This window comes from Xanthomonas sp. F1 (assembly GCF_014199855.1).
This window is the reverse complement of the sequence record NZ_JACHOK010000002.1, coordinates 221,180-240,826: the sequence shown is the minus strand read 5'-3', so window position 1 is coordinate 240,826 and position 19,647 is coordinate 221,180. Positions and strand designations below refer to the sequence as shown.

10 protein-coding genes are annotated in these 19,647 nt (G+C 69.9%); 7 read left to right on the top strand and 3 right to left on the bottom strand.

Going from position 1 to position 19,647, the window contains the following annotated elements; translation table 11 throughout:
* Window positions 1-95 precede the first annotated feature (95 nt).
* The 5 genes from GGR71_RS05730 (at window position 96) to mutS (ending at window position 10,621) form a co-directional block, all read left to right on the top strand.
* Window positions 96-989 (top strand): LysR family transcriptional regulator, encoded by an 894-nt coding sequence (locus GGR71_RS05730; protein WP_160963627.1) that lies wholly within the window; start codon window positions 96-98, stop codon window positions 987-989.
* Between the two features lie 326 nt (window positions 990-1,315).
* The gene (locus tag GGR71_RS05725; protein WP_237474650.1) at window positions 1,316-4,018 is read left to right on the top strand and encodes a TonB-dependent receptor; all 2,703 of its coding nucleotides are present in this window, start codon (window positions 1,316-1,318) and stop codon (window positions 4,016-4,018) included.
* Window positions 4,019-4,034: 16 nt separating this feature from the next.
* Window positions 4,035-5,204: a glycoside hydrolase family 53 protein gene (locus GGR71_RS05720; RefSeq protein ID WP_160963625.1), complete on the top strand. Its 1,170-nt coding sequence runs from the start codon at window positions 4,035-4,037 to the stop codon at window positions 5,202-5,204.
* On the top strand, window positions 5,201-7,762 hold the full coding sequence (galA, locus tag GGR71_RS05715; protein WP_160963623.1) for a beta-galactosidase GalA: 2,562 nt from the start codon (window positions 5,201-5,203) through the stop codon (window positions 7,760-7,762). Before GGR71_RS05720 ends, galA begins: the two co-directional genes overlap by 4 nt.
* Before the next feature lie 267 nt (window positions 7,763-8,029).
* Window positions 8,030-10,621 carry a DNA mismatch repair protein MutS gene (gene mutS, locus GGR71_RS05710; RefSeq protein ID WP_160963621.1) on the top strand — a complete coding sequence of 864 codons (2,592 nt, stop codon included), beginning with the start codon at window positions 8,030-8,032 and terminating at the stop codon, window positions 10,619-10,621.
* Between the two features lie 629 nt (window positions 10,622-11,250).
* Here the strand turns inward: mutS and GGR71_RS05705 are convergent.
* Together GGR71_RS05705 and GGR71_RS05700 are read right to left on the bottom strand one after the other, a co-directional pair.
* Window positions 11,251-11,910, bottom strand: a complete 660-nt coding sequence (locus tag GGR71_RS05705; RefSeq protein ID WP_160962882.1) for a glutathione S-transferase family protein — start codon at window positions 11,908-11,910, stop codon at window positions 11,251-11,253.
* A gap of 57 nt (window positions 11,911-11,967) precedes the next feature.
* Window positions 11,968-12,663, bottom strand: a complete 696-nt coding sequence (locus GGR71_RS05700) for a helix-turn-helix transcriptional regulator (RefSeq protein ID WP_160962884.1) — start codon at window positions 12,661-12,663, stop codon at window positions 11,968-11,970.
* Between the two features lie 350 nt (window positions 12,664-13,013).
* Here GGR71_RS05700 and GGR71_RS05695 point away from each other — a divergent pair, with 350 nt between their 5' ends.
* Entirely contained in the window at window positions 13,014-16,319 is a 3,306-nt protein-coding gene (locus tag GGR71_RS05695; RefSeq protein ID WP_160962886.1) for an AAA family ATPase, read from the top strand.
* 304 nt (window positions 16,320-16,623) lie between these two features.
* The gene (gene katG, locus GGR71_RS05690) at window positions 16,624-18,879 is read left to right on the top strand and encodes a catalase/peroxidase HPI (RefSeq protein ID WP_160962888.1); all 2,256 of its coding nucleotides are present in this window, start codon (window positions 16,624-16,626) and stop codon (window positions 18,877-18,879) included.
* Between the two features lie 124 nt (window positions 18,880-19,003).
* On the opposite strand, the gene GGR71_RS05685 is transcribed toward katG, so the two are convergent.
* A complete protein-coding gene (locus GGR71_RS05685; RefSeq protein WP_160962890.1) occupies window positions 19,004-19,324 on the bottom strand; it encodes a KGG domain-containing protein in 321 nt (106 codons plus the stop codon).
* Window positions 19,325-19,647: the final 323 nt, after the last annotated feature.

Sequence of the window (19,647 nt, the reverse complement as noted above, 5' to 3'; positions counted from 1 at the left end):
TCCGGATCGAGGTGGCGACAGGCTGCGCCTGCAAATCGTTTCGCTCCATCGCATAATTACGCACACTTCATTCGACAAACCAGAACGGTAGCCGTATGACCCTGGAACAACTCGCACTGTTCGTGGCGGTGGCCGAGCGCCAGCACCTGACCCTGGGTGCGCAGGCCGCGCATCGCACGCCCTCGGCCGCCAGCGCCGCGATCAAGGCGTTGGAGCGGCAGTACGGGGTGGCGTTGTTCGACCGGGTCGGCCGCGGCCTGGTGCTGACCGCGGCCGGTGCGGCGTTCTGCGAGGACGCCAAGGCGATCCTAGCGCGCAGCCGCGCCGCCGAACTGGCGTTGAGCGAATGGCGCGGCGTGCTGCGCGGCACGCTCGACCTGCACGCCAGCCAGACCGTGGCCAGCTACTGGCTGCCGACCCGGCTGATGGCGTTTCATGCGCGCTATCCGCAGATCGAGATCCGCCTGAGCGTGGGCAACACCGACAGCGTGGCGCGCGCGGTGCGCGAGGGGCGCGCCGAACTGGGCTTCGTCGAGGGGCGCGTGCAGGTCGCGGAACTGCTGAGTTCGCCGCTGGACCACGACCGGTTGCGCGTGGTGGCCGCACCGGACCACCCGCTGGCCGGGCGCCGCCGCCTCGGCTTGGCACGGATGGTCGCGGACAGCACCTGGATCATGCGCGAGCCCGGCTCGGGCACGCGCTCGGCGTTCGAGGCGGCGCTGCGCGATGCCGGCATCGCCCCGGAACGCCTGCGCGTGGCGCTGTCCCTGCCCTCCAACGAAGCGGTGCTGTCGGCGGTGCAGGCCGGGCACAGCCTGGCGGCGATCTCGCAGCTGGCCGCGGCGCCGTGGCTGGAGAGCGGCCGCCTGCAGGGCATCGAGGTGGCCCTGGCCAAACGCACCTTCCATGTCCTGCGCCACCGCGAACGCGGCCTCGGCGCGGCAGCCGCCGCCCTGCTCGACTTGCAGGCGCTGCCCTCCGCGGCCTGAGCGTCGCGCGGGGAGGACGTAGACGCAGCGCGCGACATCCATTCCAAAACGAGATAGCCCTCGGCAAATGCTTCATTGGAATGGAATGCCTGTCGCTTCTATGCTCGCTCCCGGTCTCTCGCGCGCCAAGGCGGCGAAAGGGGATGTCCGCGGTGTCGCCGCCGGACATGCCACGCACGCCCTTCCACGCCGATAGACACGACATCGAGGACAACGAACAGGACAGCCTGCAGCCACGCACGCCAGCCTGCCGATGCCCACCCAGGACCGGACCCCCGGCCTGCGCCAACTTGCTCGGTCACTTTTTGTCCTGGGAGGGAACAAAAATGCCTTTGGAACAGTCCCGTCGCCCGCTCGGCCGGCGCGCGCACCGCCCTGCTGCCCGCAACCTGCTGGGCGCGGCCATCGTCCTGGCCCTGTCCGCCAGCTTCGCCGCGCACGCACAGAGCGCCACCGCCGATCCGGCGACCACGCCACCCGCAAAGACCGATGCCACGACCGACACCAAGAATGGCCAGCAACCGGTCACCCTGGACAACGTGATGGTGGTCGGCCAGCGCGCCAGCCTGGAACAGGCGGTGCAGGCCAAGCAGCTCGACGACCACGTGGTCGAGGTGATCTCCGCCGACAACATGGGGCAGATGCCCAACGTCACCGTGGCCGAGGCGCTGGTGCGCCTGCCCGGCGTCAACGGCACCCGCGACCGCGGCAACGAAAGCCTGGCCACGGTGCGCGGCCTCGGCCCGCGCATGACCATGGGCACGGTCAACGGCCGCGAGATCGCCTCTTCCGAACCCAACCGCGCGGTGCGCTGGGAAGTCTTCCCCACCGAGATCGTCTCCACCGTCAAGGTCTACAAGACCCCGTCGGCGGACCTGATCGCCGGCGGCATCGCCGCCACCGTGGACATCTCCACCATCAACCCGCTCGACCACACCGGCCCGACCTTCGTCGCCACCGCCGGGCCGGTCTACTACGACGAGGCCAAGGACGCGCGCGACTACTCGCCGTGGGGCCAGCGCCTGGGTGCGAGCTGGATCCACCGCATCAACGACAACCTGGCGGTCGCGCTCGGCGCCACCTACCAGAAGCAGAAGAACGCCGGCGTCTCGATCGGCAGCTGGGGCTACACCGACGCCAGCAACGCGCGCGATGTGGATGGCGACGGCAAGGTCGACTACACCCCCTGGGGCGCGGCCGACCAGCTCAAGCTGACCGAGCAGACCCGCACCGGCGCCATGGGCACCGTGCAGTGGCGCTCGGGCAACCTGGAACTCAAGCTCGACGGCCTGTACTCGCGTATCCGCATCGACGAGGACCAGCGCCAGAACTGGTTCAACAACCTCGGCTACAGCATCTACTCGGCCAGCAATCCGTACACCACACCCGGCTCGTCCTACACCATCGTCGACGGCGACGTGGTCGCCGGCACCCTGGCCAATTCCAAGCTGCAGGTGGACCACGTCATCGCCAACTACAACGAGGTCAAGACGCTGGCGGCCGGCGGCCTCAACGCCAAGTGGCGCGGCGACGTGTGGACGCTGGGCAGCGACCTGTCGTTCTCACAGGCCAAGCGCGACAACGACTGGCGCGCGGTGCGCTTCGGCAGCAATCCGGACACGGTGTCGTTCGACTTCCGCCATGGCGTCACCCCCACCATCGGCACCAGCTCCGACGCGCCGGAATGGGGCATCAGCGGCCAGACCGAACCGCAGGCGCTGCGCGACCGCATCGCCGCCTTGGCGCTGAGCGCCAGCCGCGCGATCGAGGATTCGCCGGTCACCGCGCTGGAGTTCGGCGCGCGCGCCGCGCGCCGCGAGAAGCAGAACCGCCACTTCACCAGCTTCCAGTCCGGCTACAGCCAGCCGATCTCGGCCTACCAGGACCTGATCTACCCGGTGACGATGCCGGATCTGAACGTGCCGACCCTGACCGGCGGCGACCTGGACGCGATCGCCAAGCTCGGCTTCGGCGGCTTCGATCCCAGCCTGGCCACCGAACAGCGCCTGGACCACTGGAACGTCGAGGAGAACGTGCGCGAGGCCTTCGCCAAGGCCGTGTTCAGTTCGCAGTGGTTCGGCGTCGACGTCACCGGCAACGCCGGCGTGCGCGTGGTCCACACCGACACCGACAGCCATGGCTACGACACCGTCGGCGGCGTGGTGCAGCCGAGCAGCGCCGGCAAGACCTACACCGACGTGCTGCCCAGCGCCACGGTCAACTTCCTGATCGATCCCGAGCGCATCCTGCGCGTGTCGGTGGCCAAGGTGATGGCGCGGCCGCCGCTGGACGAACTGCGCACCGGGCGCGCGCTCGACGACCCCAACACCACCGTCGGCCAGCTCACCGGCAGCGGCGGCAATCCGCAGCTCAACCCGTTCCGCGCCACCCAGCTCGACCTGTCCTACGAGTGGTACTTCCACAAGGAGGCGCTGGCGGCGCTGGCGCTGTACCGCAAGTGGGTGGATTCGAGCATCGGCTACAAGACCCAGCACGAGACCATCGACGGCCGCGACTACCTGATCAGCGGCCCGTTCAACGGCGGCGGCGGCTACATCAACGGCGCCGAGCTGACCTTCCAGACCCCGTTCTTCTTCATCCCGCACATGGAGAACTTCGGCATCTACTCCAACTATTCGTACGTGGAATCCAACCTGGACGAGTTCTCGCCGGCGGACAATCCGCTGCCGCTCAGCGGCCTGGCGCGCAACACCGGCACGCTGGACCTCTGGTACAACAACCGCAGCTTCGAAGCGCGGATCGGCTACAAGTACCACAGCCCCTACACCGTGGTGTACGGCTGGAACGCGGCGCGGCTGGCGCGGCTGGAAAGCGAAGGCACGGTGGACCTGAGCCTGGCCTGGCGCTACAGCGAGCACCTGGGCTTCAAGTTCCAGGTCGGCAACCTGACCAACGAACCGCTGCGCGCCTACAGCGACAACAAGCGCAACCGGCTCGCCAACCAGGACGACGGCGGCTACCAGTTGTTCGGGCGCCGCTTCGCGCTGGAAGCGACCTACACGTTCTGAGCCGGTGGAGACCCGCATGCGATCCAAACGCACCTGGCTGCCGGCGCTCGCGCTGGCCCTCGCCGCCGCCCTCGCCGCGCCCCTGGCCGGCGCGGGGACGCTGTACCTGGGCGCCGACCTGTCCTACGTCAACGAGATGGAGGATTGCGGCGTGCAGTACCGCGACCACGGCACGGTGCGCGACCCGTTCGAGCTGTTCCACGCGCACGGCGCCAACCTGGTGCGCGTGCGCCTGTGGAACGATGCGCGCTGGACCCGCTACAGCGACCTGAGCGACGTCAAGAAGACCATCCGCCGGGCGCGCGCGCAGGGCATGCAGGTGCTGCTGGACTTCCACTACTCCGACGACTGGGCCGACGGCGACAAGCAACTGATCCCCAAGGCCTGGGCCTCGATCACCGACCAGGACGAACTGGCGCGCACGCTGTACGGCTTCACCTACGACACGCTGAGCGCGCTGGACCGCGCCGGGCTGATGCCGGAACTGGTGCAGGTGGGCAACGAGAGCAATTCCGACCTGATGGACAGCCAGCCGTGGGACAAGCGCCGGCCGATCGACTGGACCCGCAACGCCAAGCTGTTCAACGCCGGCATCCAGGCGGTGCGCGATGCCGGCGCACGCTCGACGATCAAGCCCAAGGTGATGCTGCACATCGCCCAGCCGGAGAACGTGGAGCCGTGGTTCGCCGCCGCGGCCAAGGCCGGCGTGCGCGACTTCGACTTCATCGGCATCAGCTATTACCGCAAGTGGTCGCGCGAGACCATGGACCAGCTCGGCGCCACCATCAAGCGCCTGCGGCTGCGCTATCCGGCCGAGGTGATGGTGGTGGAGACCGCCTATCCGTGGACGCTGGAGAGCGGCGACGCCTCGCCCAACCTGCTCGGCGCCGACTCGCTGATCAAGGGCTACCCGGCCACCCCGCAGGGTCAACTGAACTACCTGGTCGACCTCACCCAACTGGTGGTCGACAACGGCGGCAGCGGCGTCGTGTACTGGGAGCCGGCCTGGACCAGCAACACCTGCAAGACCCGCTGGGGCGTCGGCTCCTCGTGGGAGAACGCCAGCTTCTTCGACTTCCGCCACGGCAACGAGCTGCTGCCCGGCATCGGCTTCATGCAGCACGCCTACCGACCGGCACCGGTCACCGACAAGGCCGCCGCGCCCGCAGCGGACGTGCAGCCATGATCGAACTGAGCCGCCGCGACCTGCTGCGCTCGCTGGTCGCCGGCGGCGTGCAGGCGGCAGTGCCCGGCGCCACCGCGGCGCTGGCGCCGGCCGCGCTGGCCGCCACGCCCGCTGGTGGCAATGCCATTGCGCCGCTCTCGCTGGACCTGGACGACGACGCGCCACGCCAGCGCCTGCTGTGCGATACCGGCTGGCGCTTCCATCTCGGCCACGCCGACGACCCGGCGCGCGACTTCAACTTCGGCACCTTCCAGCGCACCTACGCCAAGGCCGGCAAGGACACCGCCGATGCGGCCCTGCTCGGCTTCGACGACAGCGACTGGGAGCGCGTCGACCTGCCGCACGACTGGGCGGTGGCGCTGCCACCGCGCCAGGACCCGACCTCCGCCCTGGTCAACGGCGAAGACCCGGCCGCCGCGCACGGCTACACGCCGCTGGGCCGCACCGATCCGCAGACCAGCATCGGCTGGTACCGGCGCGTGCTGGAGATTCCGGCCGAGGACCTGGGCAAGCGGATCAGCCTGGAATTCGACGGCGTGTTCCGCGATTGCATCGTGTTCTGCAACGGCCACATCGTCGGCCGCAACGGCAGCGGCTACTGCGGCTTCGAGGTCGACCTCAGCGACGTGCTCGACTATGGCGCCAGGAACATCATCGCCGTGCGCGTGGACGCCACCCTCGGCGAAGGCTGGTTCTACGAAGGCGCCGGCATCTACCGCCACGTCTGGCTGCGCACCACCGACGCGCTGCACGTGCCGATGGACGGCGTCTACGTGCGCAGCGCCTGGGACGGCGGCGACGCGCAGGCGCTGGTGGAGACCGAACTCGGCAACCACGGCGCGACGCCGCGCCAGTGCAGTGTGGTCTCGGTGATCCGCGCCCCGGATGGGCGCATCGTCGCCCAGGCCAACTCCGTTCCGATCACTGTGGAACCGGGCGTGGTGCAACGCGTGCAGCAGACGCTGGACCTGGGCACGCCCGCGCCGTGGTCGCCCGAGAACCCGCAGCGCTACACGCTGTCCACGCGTCTGCTCGGCGACGACCGCACCTGCGATGCGACCACCACGCACTTCGGCGTGCGCCGCCTGCAGTTCGACCCGCAGCGCGGCCTGCTGCTCAACGGCGCGGCCTACAAGCTGCACGGCACCAACAACCACCAGGACCATGCCGGCGTCGGCACCGCCATTCCCGACCGCCTGCACGAATGGCGCCTGCGCCAGCTCAAGTCGATGGGCTGCAATGCCTACCGCAGCGCACACAACCCGGCCTCGCCGGCGGTGCTGGAGCTGTGCGACCGGCTGGGCCTGCTGCTGATCGACGAGACCCGGCGCATGTCCTCCGACGACGAGGCCATGGCCGAACTGACGGCGATGGTACGGCGCGGCCGCAACCATCCCTGCGTGATGCTGTGGTCGCTCGGCAACGAAGAGCCGCAGATGGTCACCGCGCGCGGCGCGCGCATCGTCGCGCGCATGCAGTGCCTGGTGCGGCGCCTGGACCCGAGCCGCCCCACCACCTTCGCCATGGACAAGGGCTTCGACGACGGCGTCGGCCAGGTCGTGGACGTGGTCGGCTTCAACTACCGCACCACGCAGATGGACGCCTTCCACGCGCGCCATCCGCAGATCCCGGTTTACGGCAGCGAAACCGGCAGCACGGTCGGCGTGCGCGGCAATTACCGCACCGACGACGTGCGCGGCTACGCCCGCGCCTACGATCTCGACTACCCCTGGTGGGCCAGCAGCGCCGAAGCCTGGTGGAGCTATGTCGCGCAGCGCCCGTACATCGCCGGCGGCTTCGTCTGGACCGGCTTCGACTATCGCGGCGAGCCGACTCCGTACAACCGCTGGCCGAACGTGGCCTCGCAGTTCGGCATCCTCGACAGCTGCGGCTTCCCCAAGGACAACTACTGGTACTACCGCGCGCAGTGGACCGCCGAGCCGGTGCTGCACCTGTTCCCGCACTGGAACTGGGACGGCCTGCTGGGGGAGCGCGACAACGGCATGGTCGACGTGTGGTGCCACAGCAACCTGGACGCGGTGGAACTGCTGGTCAACGGCGTCAGCCAGGGCCTGCAGCAGGTGCCGGCCTACGGCCACGTCGAGTGGCGCGTGCGCTACGCGCCCGGCCGCATCGAAGCGCGCGGCTACCGCGGCGGCAAGCAGGTGCTGACGCAACTCCGCGAGACCGTCGGCGCCCCAGCTGCGGTGCGTCTGCGCTGCGAACGCGCCAGTCTGCTGGCCGACGCCGAGGATGTCGCCGTGGTCGCGGTGGAAATCGTCGATGCGCAAGGCCGCATCGTCCCGACCGCCAGCGACGCCGTGCACTTCGCCGTCCACGGCCCCGGCCACCTGATCGGCGTGGGCAACGGCGACCCGTCCAGCCACGAAAGCGACAAGGCCGACCATCGCCGGGCCTTCAACGGCCTGTGCATGGCCTTGCTGCAGACCACGCGCACAGCGGGCACGCTGACCGTGGAGGCCACGGCGCCAGGGCTGGCGTCGGCGCGACTGGTGCTGCGGGTCGAACGTACCCGCTCGCGTCCGTTCGTGACCTGAAGAGTGCCACGGCCATGGCGAAGCATGGCCGTCCTCCAATGCTTTACCGGCAATCAGCGCAAAAGGGGCGTGGCCTGTCCTTGCATGCCCGATCATGGCGCCCGCCGCGCTTCACCTGATCTCGTCGGAAGCAACGCGGGCAGGTCGCCCGCCACCCCAATCCACTAAACTTGCCTGCCCCACGGGCCGGCCCCGCCGCCCCATGCCCCTGTCGCACCGGCGGCGCGTCCCATGCGCCGCCGCCCCGCACGTCCGCACGAAGGCGCCATGACCTCCGAGAAAGTCCCCGAACACACCCCGCTGATGAAGCAGTTCTTTGCCGCCAAGTCCGAGTACCCGGACCTGCTGCTGTTCTTCCGCATGGGCGATTTCTACGAGCTGTTCTACGACGACGCGCGCAAGGCCGCGCGGCTGCTGGACATTACCCTGACCCAGCGCGGCAGTTCCGGTGGCGCGCCGATTCCGATGGCCGGGGTGCCGGTGCACGCCTACGAGGGCTATCTGGCGCGGCTGGTGGCGCTGGGCGAGTCGGTGGCGATCTGCGAGCAGATCGGCGATCCGGCGCTGGCCAAGGGCCTGGTCGAGCGCAAGGTGGTGCGCATCGTCACCCCGGGCACGGTGACCGACGAGGCGCTGCTGGACGAGCGCCGCGACACCCTGCTGATGGCCATCGCGCGCACCAAGCAGGGCTACGGCCTGGCCTGGGCCGACCTGGCCGGCGGCCGTTTCCTGGTCAACGAGGTGGACAGCGAGGACGCGCTGGAAGCGGAACTGGCGCGACTGGAGCCTGCCGAACTGCTGGTGCCCGACGAGGACCAGTGGCCGGAGTTCCTGCGCGAGCGCCGCGGCGTGCGCCGCCGGGCGCCGTGGCTGTTCGACGCCGACAGCGGCCGTCGCCAGTTGCTGGCGTTCTTCCAGTTGCACGATCTGAGCGGCTTCGGCATCGACGACAAACCACGCGCCACCGCCGCCGCCGGCGCCCTGCTCGGCTACGTGGAGGAAACCCAGAAGCAGCGCTTGCCGCACCTGACCGCGATCGCGATGGAGACCGCCAGCGAGGCGATCGCGATGAACGCGGCCACCCGCCGTCATCTTGAATTGGACACGCGCGTCGACGGCGACACCCGCAACACCCTGCTCGGCGTACTCGACAGCACGGTCACGCCGATGGGCGGGCGCCTGCTGCGGCGCTGGCTACACCGTCCGTTGCGCCTGCGCGAGGTGCTGGTGCAGCGCCACCACGCGGTCGGCACGCTGATCGACCGCGGCGCCGATGCCGACCTGCGCGAGGCCTTCCGCGCGCTCGGCGACGTCGAGCGCATCCTCACCCGCGTCGCCCTGCGCTCGGCGCGCCCGCGCGACTTCTCCACCCTGCGCGACGGCCTGGGCCTGTTGCCGAAGGTGCGCGCGGTCCTGGCGCCGCTGGATTCGCCGCGGCTGGCCGCGCTGGCGGCGGAGCTGGGCCAGCACGACGAGATCGCGCACCTGCTGGCATCGGCGATCGCCGAGCAGCCGCCGCTCAAGCTCAGCGACGGCGGCGTCATCGCCGCCGACTACGACGCCGAGCTGGACGAACTGCGCCGGCTCAGCACCCACGCCGACCAGTTCCTGATCGACCTGGAAGCGCGCGAGCGCGCCAGCAGCGGCATCGCCACGCTGAAGGTCGGCTACAACCGGGTGCACGGCTACTACATCGAGATCAGCAAGGGCCAGGCCGACAAGGCGCCGGTGCACTACAGCCGGCGGCAGACCCTGACCAACGCCGAGCGCTACATCACCGAGGAACTGAAGAACTTCGAGGACAAGGTGCTGTCGGCGCGCGAGCGCGCGTTGTCGCGCGAGAAGCTGCTCTACGAAGGCCTGCTGGACACGCTGGGCGAGCGCCTGGAACCGCTCAAGCGCGCCGCCGCCGCACTCAGCGAACTGGACGTGCTGGCCGGCTTCGCCGAACGCGCGCAGGCGCTGGACTGGACCCAGCCGGAGCTGGACAGCGGTGCCTGCCTGCGCATCGAACGTGGCCGCCACCCAGTGGTGGAAGCGGTGCGCGAGCAGCCGTTCGAACCCAACGATCTCGACCTGCATCCCGACCGGCGCATGCTGGTGATCACCGGCCCGAACATGGGCGGTAAATCGACCTACATGCGCCAGAACGCGCTGATCGTGCTGCTCGCGCACATCGGCAGCTACGTGCCGGCGCGGCGCGCGGTGATCGGCCCGATCGACCGCATCCTCACCCGCATCGGCGCCGGCGACGACCTGGCCCGCGGCCAGTCGACCTTCATGGTCGAAATGGCCGAGACCAGCTACATCCTGCACCACGCCACCGCGCAATCGCTGGTGCTGATGGACGAGATCGGCCGCGGCACCTCCACCTACGACGGCCTGGCGCTGGCCGATGCGGTGGCGCGCCATCTGGCGCATCACAACCGCTGCTACACGCTGTTCGCCACGCACTATTTCGAGCTGACCGCACTGGCCGACGAATCGGTCGAAGGCGGCCCCAGCGGCATCGCCAACGTGCACCTGGACGCGGTCGAGCACGGCGACCGCCTGGTGTTCATGCACGCGGTCAAGGATGGCCCGGCCAACCGCAGCTTCGGCCTGCAGGTGGCGGCGCTGGCCGGCCTGCCCAAGGCCACCGTGGCGCAGGCACGGCGGCGCCTGGCGGAACTGGAACAACGCGGCGGCGAGAGCCACGCCTCGCAGATGGCACCGCAGGCGCTGGACGCGCCACAGCAGTTCGGCCTGTTCGCCGCCGCACCCTCCGCCGCGCAGGACGCGCTGGCCGCGCTGGATCCGGACGAGCTCACGCCCAAGCAGGCACTGGAAGCGCTGTACCGGCTCAAGTCGCTGCTGTAGCGCGGCGTGCGATTCAGCCCCTTTCCCATCGGGGCGACTGGGCACGGCTTGCGCGCAGTTGGCGCGTGTGCCCTGGAACGCCTGCGCCGCAAGCGCGGGCCGGGGCGCGGAGCGGGGGTTGGGGTGAGGGGCCGGCGCGAAGCGGCCGCAGTATTAGGACGCACGAGGCTGCGCCCGGACCCTCATCCGCCCCTGCGGGGCACCTTCTCCCGAGGGGAGAAGGAAAAGCCGTTAGCCCCTCTCCCACCGGGGCGACTGGGCACGGCTTGCGCGCCACTGGCGCGCGTGCCCTGGAGCGCCCGCGCCACAAGCGCGGGCCGGGGCGCGGAGCGGGGTTGGGGTGAGGGTTCGGCGCGAAGCGGCCGCAGTAATAGGGCGCACGAGGCTGCGCCCGCACCCTCATCCGCCCCTGCGGGGCACCTTCTCCCGACGGGAGAAGGGAACAGCCGAACCCCTCTCCCGCCGGGGCGACTGGGCACGGCTTGTGCGCCACTGGCGCGCGTGCCCTGGAGCGCCCGCGCCGCAAGCGCGGGCCGGGGCGCGGAGCGGGGGTTGGGGCGCGGAGCGGGGGTTGGGGTGAGGGTCCGTCCGCGCGGCGGCATACCCAGCCGCCAGTGGTCCACATTCCGCTAGGCGGTCGCCGGGACGGCGCTCGGACGCGGCATGAACGGGTTCGGATGCGCCGCCAACAGCGCATCGTCGATGGCCGCGGCACGCTGCGCCGCCGGCCGCGCCATGTGCCGCTGCACGAACGCGACAAACGCCGGCCGTGCCTGCAGCACGCCGATGCGCGTGTAGAAGCCGAGGAACGCGGCGGCATACAGGTCGGCCGCACTGAAGCGGTCGCCGGCCAGGTGCTCGCGACCGGCGACGCCCTGCTCCAGCATGTCCAGCAGGTCCTCGCCATGGCCGTAGCCGGCGCTGTGCGCCGGCGCCAGCGTGCCGTGCTGCTTGGCGGTCAGAAAGGCCTCGGCCGGCCCGGCCAGCAGGAACAGCCAGCGGTAGTAATCGCCCCGCGCCGGCGATCCCAGTGGCGGCGCCAGCTGCCGCTCCGGCACCAGATCGGCCAGGTAGGCGCAGATCGCCGCATTCTCGGTGACGGTGGTGGTGCCGTGGGTCAACGCCGGCACCTTGCCCATCGGGTTGATCGCCAGGTACGCCGGCGCCTTCATGCCGGTGCCGTAGTCGAGGATCTGCGCGCGGTACGCCAGGCCGGTTTCTTCGAGCATCCAGCGCGCGATGCGGCCGCGCGACATGGGATGGGTGTAGAGCACAAGATCGTGGGACATGGTCGGACTCCGTGGTGGACGCCGTGCAGTCTGCGCCGCCCCTGCTGACAGCCGCTGTCAGGAGCCGACGCGGTGCCCGGTAGCGGCGCGCCAGCGCCGGATCAGCAGATGCCTGCGGTCCGGATAGCGTTCGCCATCGTCGTGCAGCGCCAGCACCCGGTCGGCACGGAAATGGCGGAAGTCGCCGCGCAGTTCGCACCACGCCGCGATCATGCCGAAACCGCCCAGAAAGGCCATTGCGAACGGCCAGATGCGTCGTTGCGAGGCGGTGCCGACGGCATCGGCGTAGTCCATGTGCAGCACGTGTTCCAGGCGGATGCCGCGGCGCAGGACCGGCAGCCACGGCGCCGCCGGTTGCGCGGGTGGGGCCGCGGGCACCAGCAGCCCACTGGTCTCCAGCGCCAGCCGCAACGGCGCCGGCAACGACGCCCCGATCCGGGCGATGGCGCGCTGCGCGGCCTGCGCTAGTTCCGGATCGGCCTGGCTCGCTACCCAGCGCGCGCCCAGGGTCAGCGCTTCCAGCTCGTCCTCGCTGAAATTCAACTCCGGCAGCAGGAAGCCCGGGCGCAGCACGTAGCCCACGCCGGGGTCGCCGAGGATGTCGGCGCCCTGCCCGCGCAGGCTGGCGATGTCGCGGTACAGCGTGCGCAGGCTCACCCCCAGGTCGGCGGCGAGCTGCGCGCCGGCCACGGGGCGGCGACGCCCGCGCAGGGCATCGAGCAGGCGCAGCAGACGGGTGGCGCGTTGGGTCATCGCGACAGGATAGTGGGGAGGCGCCGACGACGGGAGCCGCGGTTGCGCCAGGCAGCGTCGGCCTGCCGCTGCATTCGGATCGGTGTCGTCCTGCGCAGCGACGCTGTCGCCTGGAGGAAACAGGGCCTCCTATACTCGACGGCGAACGCGCCGCCCTGCTCACCGCAAATGGACCGGCGACACCAGCACAGGCCGCATGCGTCCGCTGCGGCCATATCCAACGAGGGACCGCATGCAGCCACGCTCGCGAACGTCGTCACGCCCCCCTGTCGGCCGCGCCGCGGCAGGCGCCATGCACGCGCCGCACCCGCGCAGCGGCCACCGCGGCATTTGGGACTGAGGCGGCGACGATGGAATTTGCCCTTTTCGCCATCGGCGTGGTCGTCGGCGCGGTGCTGTTGCACCTGGCGCGCCCTCGCGGACACAGCGCCTCCGCGCAACGGCCTGCACCGGCAACCGACACCAGCGACAACAACCACACCGCGCCCGAGGTGACGCAGGAGACTCCGGCGCAACATCTGCAGCGGCTGCGCCAGCAGGTGGAAGCGCAGGACGAGCAGATCCACAGCCCTGCCGATCTGGCGCAGATTCCGCAGTTCCAACAGGGCGTGGCGCTGCTGGCGGGCTCGGAATTCTCCCACCAGGAACTGGTCGAGGCGCTGGGCAGCCCAGGCTACGTGCTGCCGTGCATGGCGGCGCAGGCCTTGGCGCAGCGCCGCCACCCGGATGCGGATGCGGTCCTGGACGTGCTCCCGCACCTGGGCTCGTATCCGCTGAGCTTCCTGTTCGACTACCTGCAGCGCCTGCCGGATGCCGACCATCTGCACGCGCTGCTGCGCCACGCACGCGACTGGTGGTGGAACATCGTCCCGTTCCGGCAACGCCTGCGCGCCTATCTGCAGTGGGCCGCAAGCAAGGCCCCGGCGGACCGCCCGGTGGATTTCGACGAACTCGACGATGCAGCGCTCACCGCGCTCGGCGACACCCTCGCACAGTTCAAGGAACCCGTGCTGGAACCGTTCCTGCAGCGCCTGCACGACGCACGCACGCAGCGTCGCGAGCAGCGCGTGCTCGGCGGCTTCGGCCGTGTCGTCGCAGCGGTACCGGCGCGCCTGCGCCTGCGCCACCCGGGGCTGGACGCGGCCTTGCAGCGCGCCTACGAGCACGTGGTGGCCACGCCTCCGCAGCCGGTGCTGCTGGTCGGCGAGCACGGCGTGGGCAAGAGCGTACTGATCGACCTGCTCAGCGAACGCCTGCTCGCCGAAGGGTGGCGCGTGTTCGAGGCGTCCGCTGCGGAGATCCTGGCGGGGCAGAGCTACATCGGCGAACTGGAGGGACGCATCCGCGAGATGTTGGCGGTGCTGCACCGTGAGCGCGCCCTGTGGCGCGCGCCGGATTTCTACGACCTGCTGCACAAGGGGGCGCATTCGCGCGATCCGCGCGGCATCCTCGATCTGGTGCTGCCGGCCCTGGAGCGCGGCGAACTGCGCCTGATCGGCGAGATCACCCCGCGGCAACTGGCGCAATTGCAGGTGGCGCGGCCGACCACGCGTTCGCGCTTCGAGGTGGTGACGCTGGAACCGGCCGCGCCCGCCGCGCTGGCACAGATCGGCGCACAGTGGGCGCAGGCCCAGGCACAGGCGCTGCAGACCGACGTGATCGATACGCGTGCCCTGGTCGAAGCCGAACGCCTGGCCGCGCAGTATTTCCCCGACCAGCACGAACCCGGCCGCCTGCTGCAACTGCTCGACGAGACCCTGCAGGCCGCGAAGGACGGTGACGGCGCGCGCTTGCCGCTGGACGACGATGCCCTGCTGCAGGCGGTATCCAGGCGCAGCGGCCTGCCGCTGGAGGTGATCGACGATCGCCAACGGCTGGAACTGGATGCGCTGCGCCGCTTCTTCCGCAAGCGCGTGCTGGGCCAGGACGAGGCGGTGGAGACCCTGCTCGACCGCATCGCCATGCTCAAGGCCGGACTGATCGACAGCCGCCGCCCGATCGGCGTGTTCCTGTTCGCCGGCCCGACCGGCACCGGCAAGACCGAACTGGCCAAGGCACTGGGCGAACTGCTGTTCGGCACCCCCGAGCGCCTGCTGCGCCTGGACATGAGCGAGTTCCAGGGCGAGGACGCGCTGTACCGGCTCACCGGCGACGACAGCGTCGGGCAGCGCACGCTGATCGCACGTATCCGCGAACAGCCGTTCTCGGTGGTGCTGCTGGACGAGTTCGAGAAGGCCCACCCCAAGGTCTGGGACCTGTTCCTGCAGGTGTTCGACGACGCTCGCCTGAGCGACCGCAACGGCAACACCGCCGACTTCCGCCACAGCATCATCATTCTCACCAGCAACGTCGGCGCCACGCTGGCCCGCGGCGCCGGCCCCGGCTTCGCCACCGTCGCCGGCGGCTACTCGCGCAGCGCCGTGGAAAAGGCGGTGTACGAGACCTTCCGCCGCGAGTTCGTCAACCGGCTCGACCGCGTGGTGCTGTTCAACCCGCTGGATCGCGCACTGATGCGCGAGATCCTGCACAAGGAGCTGGATCGCACGCTGACCCGACGCGGCCTGCGCAATCGCGCCTGGGCGGTGGAATGGGAGCCGTCGGCGATCGAATTCCTGCTCGACCGCGGCTTCACCCCGGACCTGGGCGCGCGGCCGCTGCGCCGCGCGATCGACCAGCATCTGCTCGCGCCGCTGGCCCGCAGCATCGTCGAACAACGCGCCCCCGAAGGCGACCAGTTCCTGTTCGTGCGCGGCGCCGGCGACCGCCTCGACGTGCGCTTCATCGCGCCGGACGCGCCGCCGACGCCAGAGCCCCTGCCCACCGCGGTCGACACCGCCGCGCCGACGGATCTGCGCGACCTGGTGTATGCGCCCAGCGCAGACAGCGCTGTCCTGCCGCGCCTGGACGCAGTCTTGCGCAGCCTGCAGGACCTGCATGCCGCGCCGGCTTGGCAGCAGGCGCGCGAGGCCGACTTCGCCACCATGGGCGAGCGCGATTTCTGGTCGCAACCGGGCCGCTTCCAGGTGCTGGACCGGATCGAGCGCCGCGACCGCATCGAAAGCGCGCAGGCGACCGCGGTGCGCCTGCGCGCGCGGCTGGACAGCGCGCAACGCGACAGCGAGTTCGTGGGGCGCCTGACGCAGTTGCTGTGGCTGCTGCGCCTGGCCAGCACCGCGCTGCAGGAGCAGCGCCCGCAGGATGCGCTGCTGGACCTGCGCATCGGCCCCAGCGAATTGCACCGGCATCCGGCCGAAGCGCGGCAGTGGTGGCAACGCCTGCTGCAGATGTATCTGGCCTGGGCCGAGCAGCGCAACATGCGGGTGGAAGTATTGGCGCAGGATCCGCAGCAGGGGCATGCCTGGCTGGCCATCGCCGGTTTCGGCGCGCTCGCATTGCTGGAAGCGGAAGCCGGCATGCACGTGCAGGAACAGGAGGTCGACGAACCCACCCTGCGCCGGCTCGCGGTACAGGTGCGGGTCGCCCCGGACCTGCCCGGGCAGGCGCGACGCGCGCCCATCGGCGAGGACGAACTGCGGGTGTGCCGACGCTATCGAATCGCGCCTTCGCCGCTGGTGCGCGACAGCGTCCGCGGTTGGCGCAGCGGACGGCTGGAACGGGTCCTGGGGGGAGACTTCGACGTGATGCCTGTGGCCTGAGTCCCGGCGCCCGCGCATCGACCCTTGCGCAAGGGCCGATGGCCCCATCGAATCGTCTTGGCGGATGGGCACGCGGGCGACCACTGTGCGGCACCCACCACCCGCTGGCGGCGGTCGATACGGCAGCTCGGAGTGGCACATCGCCATCGAACCGATAGTCACCTCCTATCGATTGATTAGAAGAATTCGAATTCTATATATCCCCGCTTGCGCCTATCGTGTCACCAGTTTCATCGTCACCCCGCCGCACCATCGCGGCGCCGAGCCACCCCATCTCGTCCACCAAGAGCCAAGGCAGCCTCCCATGACCAGCGAATCGAAATGCCCGTTCCACCAGGCTGCCAGCGGCAGCGGCACCAGTAATCGCGACTGGTGGCCCAAGCAGTTGCGCGTGGACCTGCTCAACCAGCACTCGGCCCGCTCCAACCCGCTGGACCCGCAGTTCGATTACGCCAAGGCGTTCCAGCAACTCGATCTGGAAGCGCTCAAGCGCGACCTGCACGCGCTGATGACCGATTCGCAGGACTGGTGGCCAGCCGACTTCGGCCACTACGGCCCACTGTTCGTGCGCATGGCCTGGCATAGCGCCGGCACCTACCGCACCGGCGACGGCCGTGGCGGTGGCGGCCGCGGCCAGCAGCGCTTCGCCCCGCTCAACAGCTGGCCGGACAACGTCAGCCTGGACAAGGCGCGGCGCCTGCTGTGGCCGATCAAGCAGAAGTACGGCCAGGCCATCTCCTGGGCCGACCTGCTGATCCTCACCGGCAACGTCGCGCTGGAATCGATGGGCTTCAAGACCTTCGGCTTCGCCGGTGGCCGCGCCGATACCTGGGAACCGGACCAGGACGTGTACTGGGGTCGCGAGACCAAGTGGCTGGGCGGCGACGACCGGTACTCGCACGGCTCGCCGGGCGTGGACGAGGCGCACGGCGTGCTGGTGAAGGACGACGACAGCGAAGTGCGCCACAGCCGCGACCTGGAAAACCCGCTGGCCGCGGTGCAGATGGGCCTGATCTACGTCAATCCGGAAGGCCCGGACGGCAATCCCGATCCGCTGCTGGCGGCCAAGGACATCCGCGACACCTTCGGCCGCATGGCGATGAACGACGAAGAGACCGTGGCGCTGATCGCCGGCGGCCACACCTTCGGCAAGACCCACGGTGCCGGCCCGGCCGACCACGTCGGCGCCGAGCCGGAAGCGTCCGACCTGGAGAGCCAGGGCCTGGGCTGGTCCAACAGCTTCGGCAGCGGCAAGGGCGGCGACACCATCACCAGCGGCCTGGAGGTCACCTGGACCACCAAGCCGGCGCAGTGGACCAACGAATTCTTCGAGCACCTGTTCAAGTTCGAGTGGGAACTGAGCAAGAGCCCGGCCGGCGCGCACCAGTGGGTGGCCAAGAACGCCGAGGCGGTGATTCCGGATGCGCACGATCCGTCCAGGAAGCACCTGCCGACCATGCTCACCACCGACCTGGCGCTGCGTTTCGACCCGGCCTACGAGAAGATCTCGCGCCGCTTCCTGGAGAACCCGCAACAGTTCGCCGACGCCTTCGCCCGCGCCTGGTTCAAGCTGACCCACCGCGACATGGGTCCGCGTGCGCGCTACCTGGGCCCGGACGTGCCGGCCGAAGAACTGCTGTGGCAGGATCCGATCCCGGCCGTGGATCATCCGTTGGTCGACGCGCAGGACATCGCCGCGCTCAAGAAGACCCTGCTCGACTCCGGATTGAGCGTGGCGCAACTGGTGTCCACCGCCTGGGCGTCGGCGTCCACCTTCCGCGGTTCGGACATGCGTGGCGGCGCCAATGGCGCGCGCATCCGCCTGGCCCCGCAGAAGGATTGGGAGGTCAACCAGCCGGCGCAACTGGCGCAGGTGCTGGCCACGCTGGAACGCATCCAGGCCCAGTTCAACGGCGCGCAAGGCGGCGGCAAGAAGATCTCGCTCGCCGACCTGATCGTGCTCGGCGGTGCCGCCGCAGTCGAGCAGGCGGCCAAGCTGGCCGGGCAGACCGTCGAGGTGCCGTTCGTGCCGGGCCGCATGGACGCCTCGCAGGAGCAGACCGATGTGGAATCGTTCGCGGTGCTGGAACCGATCGCCGATGGGTTCCGCAATTACGCCAAGCGCCGCTACGCGCTGTCGGCCGAGGCGCTGCTGATCGACAAGGCGCAGTTGCTGACCCTGACCGCGCCGGAGATGACCGTGCTGGTCGGCGGCCTGCGCGTGCTTGGCGCCAACAGCGGCCAGTCCGCGCATGGCGTGTTCACCGATCGCCCGGGCGTGCTCAGCAACGACTTCTTCGCCAACCTGCTGGACATGGGCACCGAGTGGAAGGCGACCTCGGAGATGAAGGACGTCTACGAAGGCCGCGACCGCAAGAACGGCGCCGTGAAGTGGACCGGCACCCGTGCCGATCTGGTGTTCGGCTCCAACTCGGTGCTGCGCGCGGTGGCGGAGGTCTACGCCAGCGCCGACGCCCAGAAAAAGTTCGTGCACGACTTCGTGGCGGCGTGGAGCAAGGTGATGGAACTGGACCGCTTCGATGTGAAGCTGTCGGCCTGATCATGCCAAGGCCCAGGCCGCGAACGCATCGCGGCCTGGGCCTGCAGCACGCGGCGCCACGTACTGAGCGTCGCTGGTCAGTGGGCCAGACCGGCAACCCGCCGTCAACGCAACACATCGCAGCCTAGCGCTGCCCGCCTTTACGCCCGGCCTCTGCAGCTTCCTTCGAGTCGAACTCGTGCGCATTGCCGCTCGCATGGGCCGCCTTGCCCCCCTTGCTACCCGCCTCCGCCGCCTCTTGCGAATTGAATTCGTGCGCATTGCCGCTCGCGTGCGCGGCCTTGCCGCCCTTGCTGCCGGCCTCCGCCGCCTCCTGCGAATTGAATTCGTGCGCATTGCCGCCCTCGTGTGCGGCCTTGCCGCCCTTGCTGGCGATCTCGCGCTGCTTGTCGTCGTCCATCGAAGCGAATCCGCGATTGCTGGTGTTTTGGTTCTGATTGGCCATGATGCGTTTCCTCTTGGAATAGCCCGAAACAGGAGTGTTGCGGGCAAATCCAAGCTACGCAGCGGCGCGGAAATGCCGCGTGCCGACGCTGCGAATGGCGTGTCGATGAGCTCGCGCTTGCGCTTGGCGCTGCCTCCACCGACAGCCTGTGCGCGTGGCCGATTCGATTCACGGCGACCCCTACTCCTCGACCTCTCAGCATTGCGCTGCTGCATCGGAGCGTCCGCGCACGCAAGCCGTGGCGGCACATCGGATGACGCGTTGACGGAACACCATCAGCAGCGACGCCACAGGATCCGCTCGCGACGTTCGCCCCAGACCAG

Excerpts from the sequence above, each read along its gene's own strand:
- GGR71_RS05730 (WP_160963627.1), top strand. The coding sequence starts at position 96 with ATGACCCTGGAACAACTCGCACTGTTCGTGGCGGTGGCCGAGCGCCAG.
- GGR71_RS05725 (WP_237474650.1), top strand. The coding sequence starts at position 1,316 with ATGCCTTTGGAACAGTCCCGTCGCCCGCTCGGCCGGCGCGCGCACCGC.
- GGR71_RS05720 (WP_160963625.1), top strand. The coding sequence starts at position 4,035 with ATGCGATCCAAACGCACCTGGCTGCCGGCGCTCGCGCTGGCCCTCGCC.
- galA (WP_160963623.1), top strand. The coding sequence starts at position 5,201 with ATGATCGAACTGAGCCGCCGCGACCTGCTGCGCTCGCTGGTCGCCGGC.
- mutS (WP_160963621.1), top strand. The coding sequence starts at position 8,030 with ATGACCTCCGAGAAAGTCCCCGAACACACCCCGCTGATGAAGCAGTTC.
- GGR71_RS05705 (WP_160962882.1), bottom strand. The coding sequence starts at position 11,910 with ATGTCCCACGATCTTGTGCTCTACACCCATCCCATGTCGCGCGGCCGC.
- GGR71_RS05700 (WP_160962884.1), bottom strand. The coding sequence starts at position 12,663 with ATGACCCAACGCGCCACCCGTCTGCTGCGCCTGCTCGATGCCCTGCGC.
- GGR71_RS05695 (WP_160962886.1), top strand. The coding sequence starts at position 13,014 with ATGGAATTTGCCCTTTTCGCCATCGGCGTGGTCGTCGGCGCGGTGCTG.
- katG (WP_160962888.1), top strand. The coding sequence starts at position 16,624 with ATGACCAGCGAATCGAAATGCCCGTTCCACCAGGCTGCCAGCGGCAGC.
- GGR71_RS05685 (WP_160962890.1), bottom strand. The coding sequence starts at position 19,324 with ATGGCCAATCAGAACCAAAACACCAGCAATCGCGGATTCGCTTCGATG.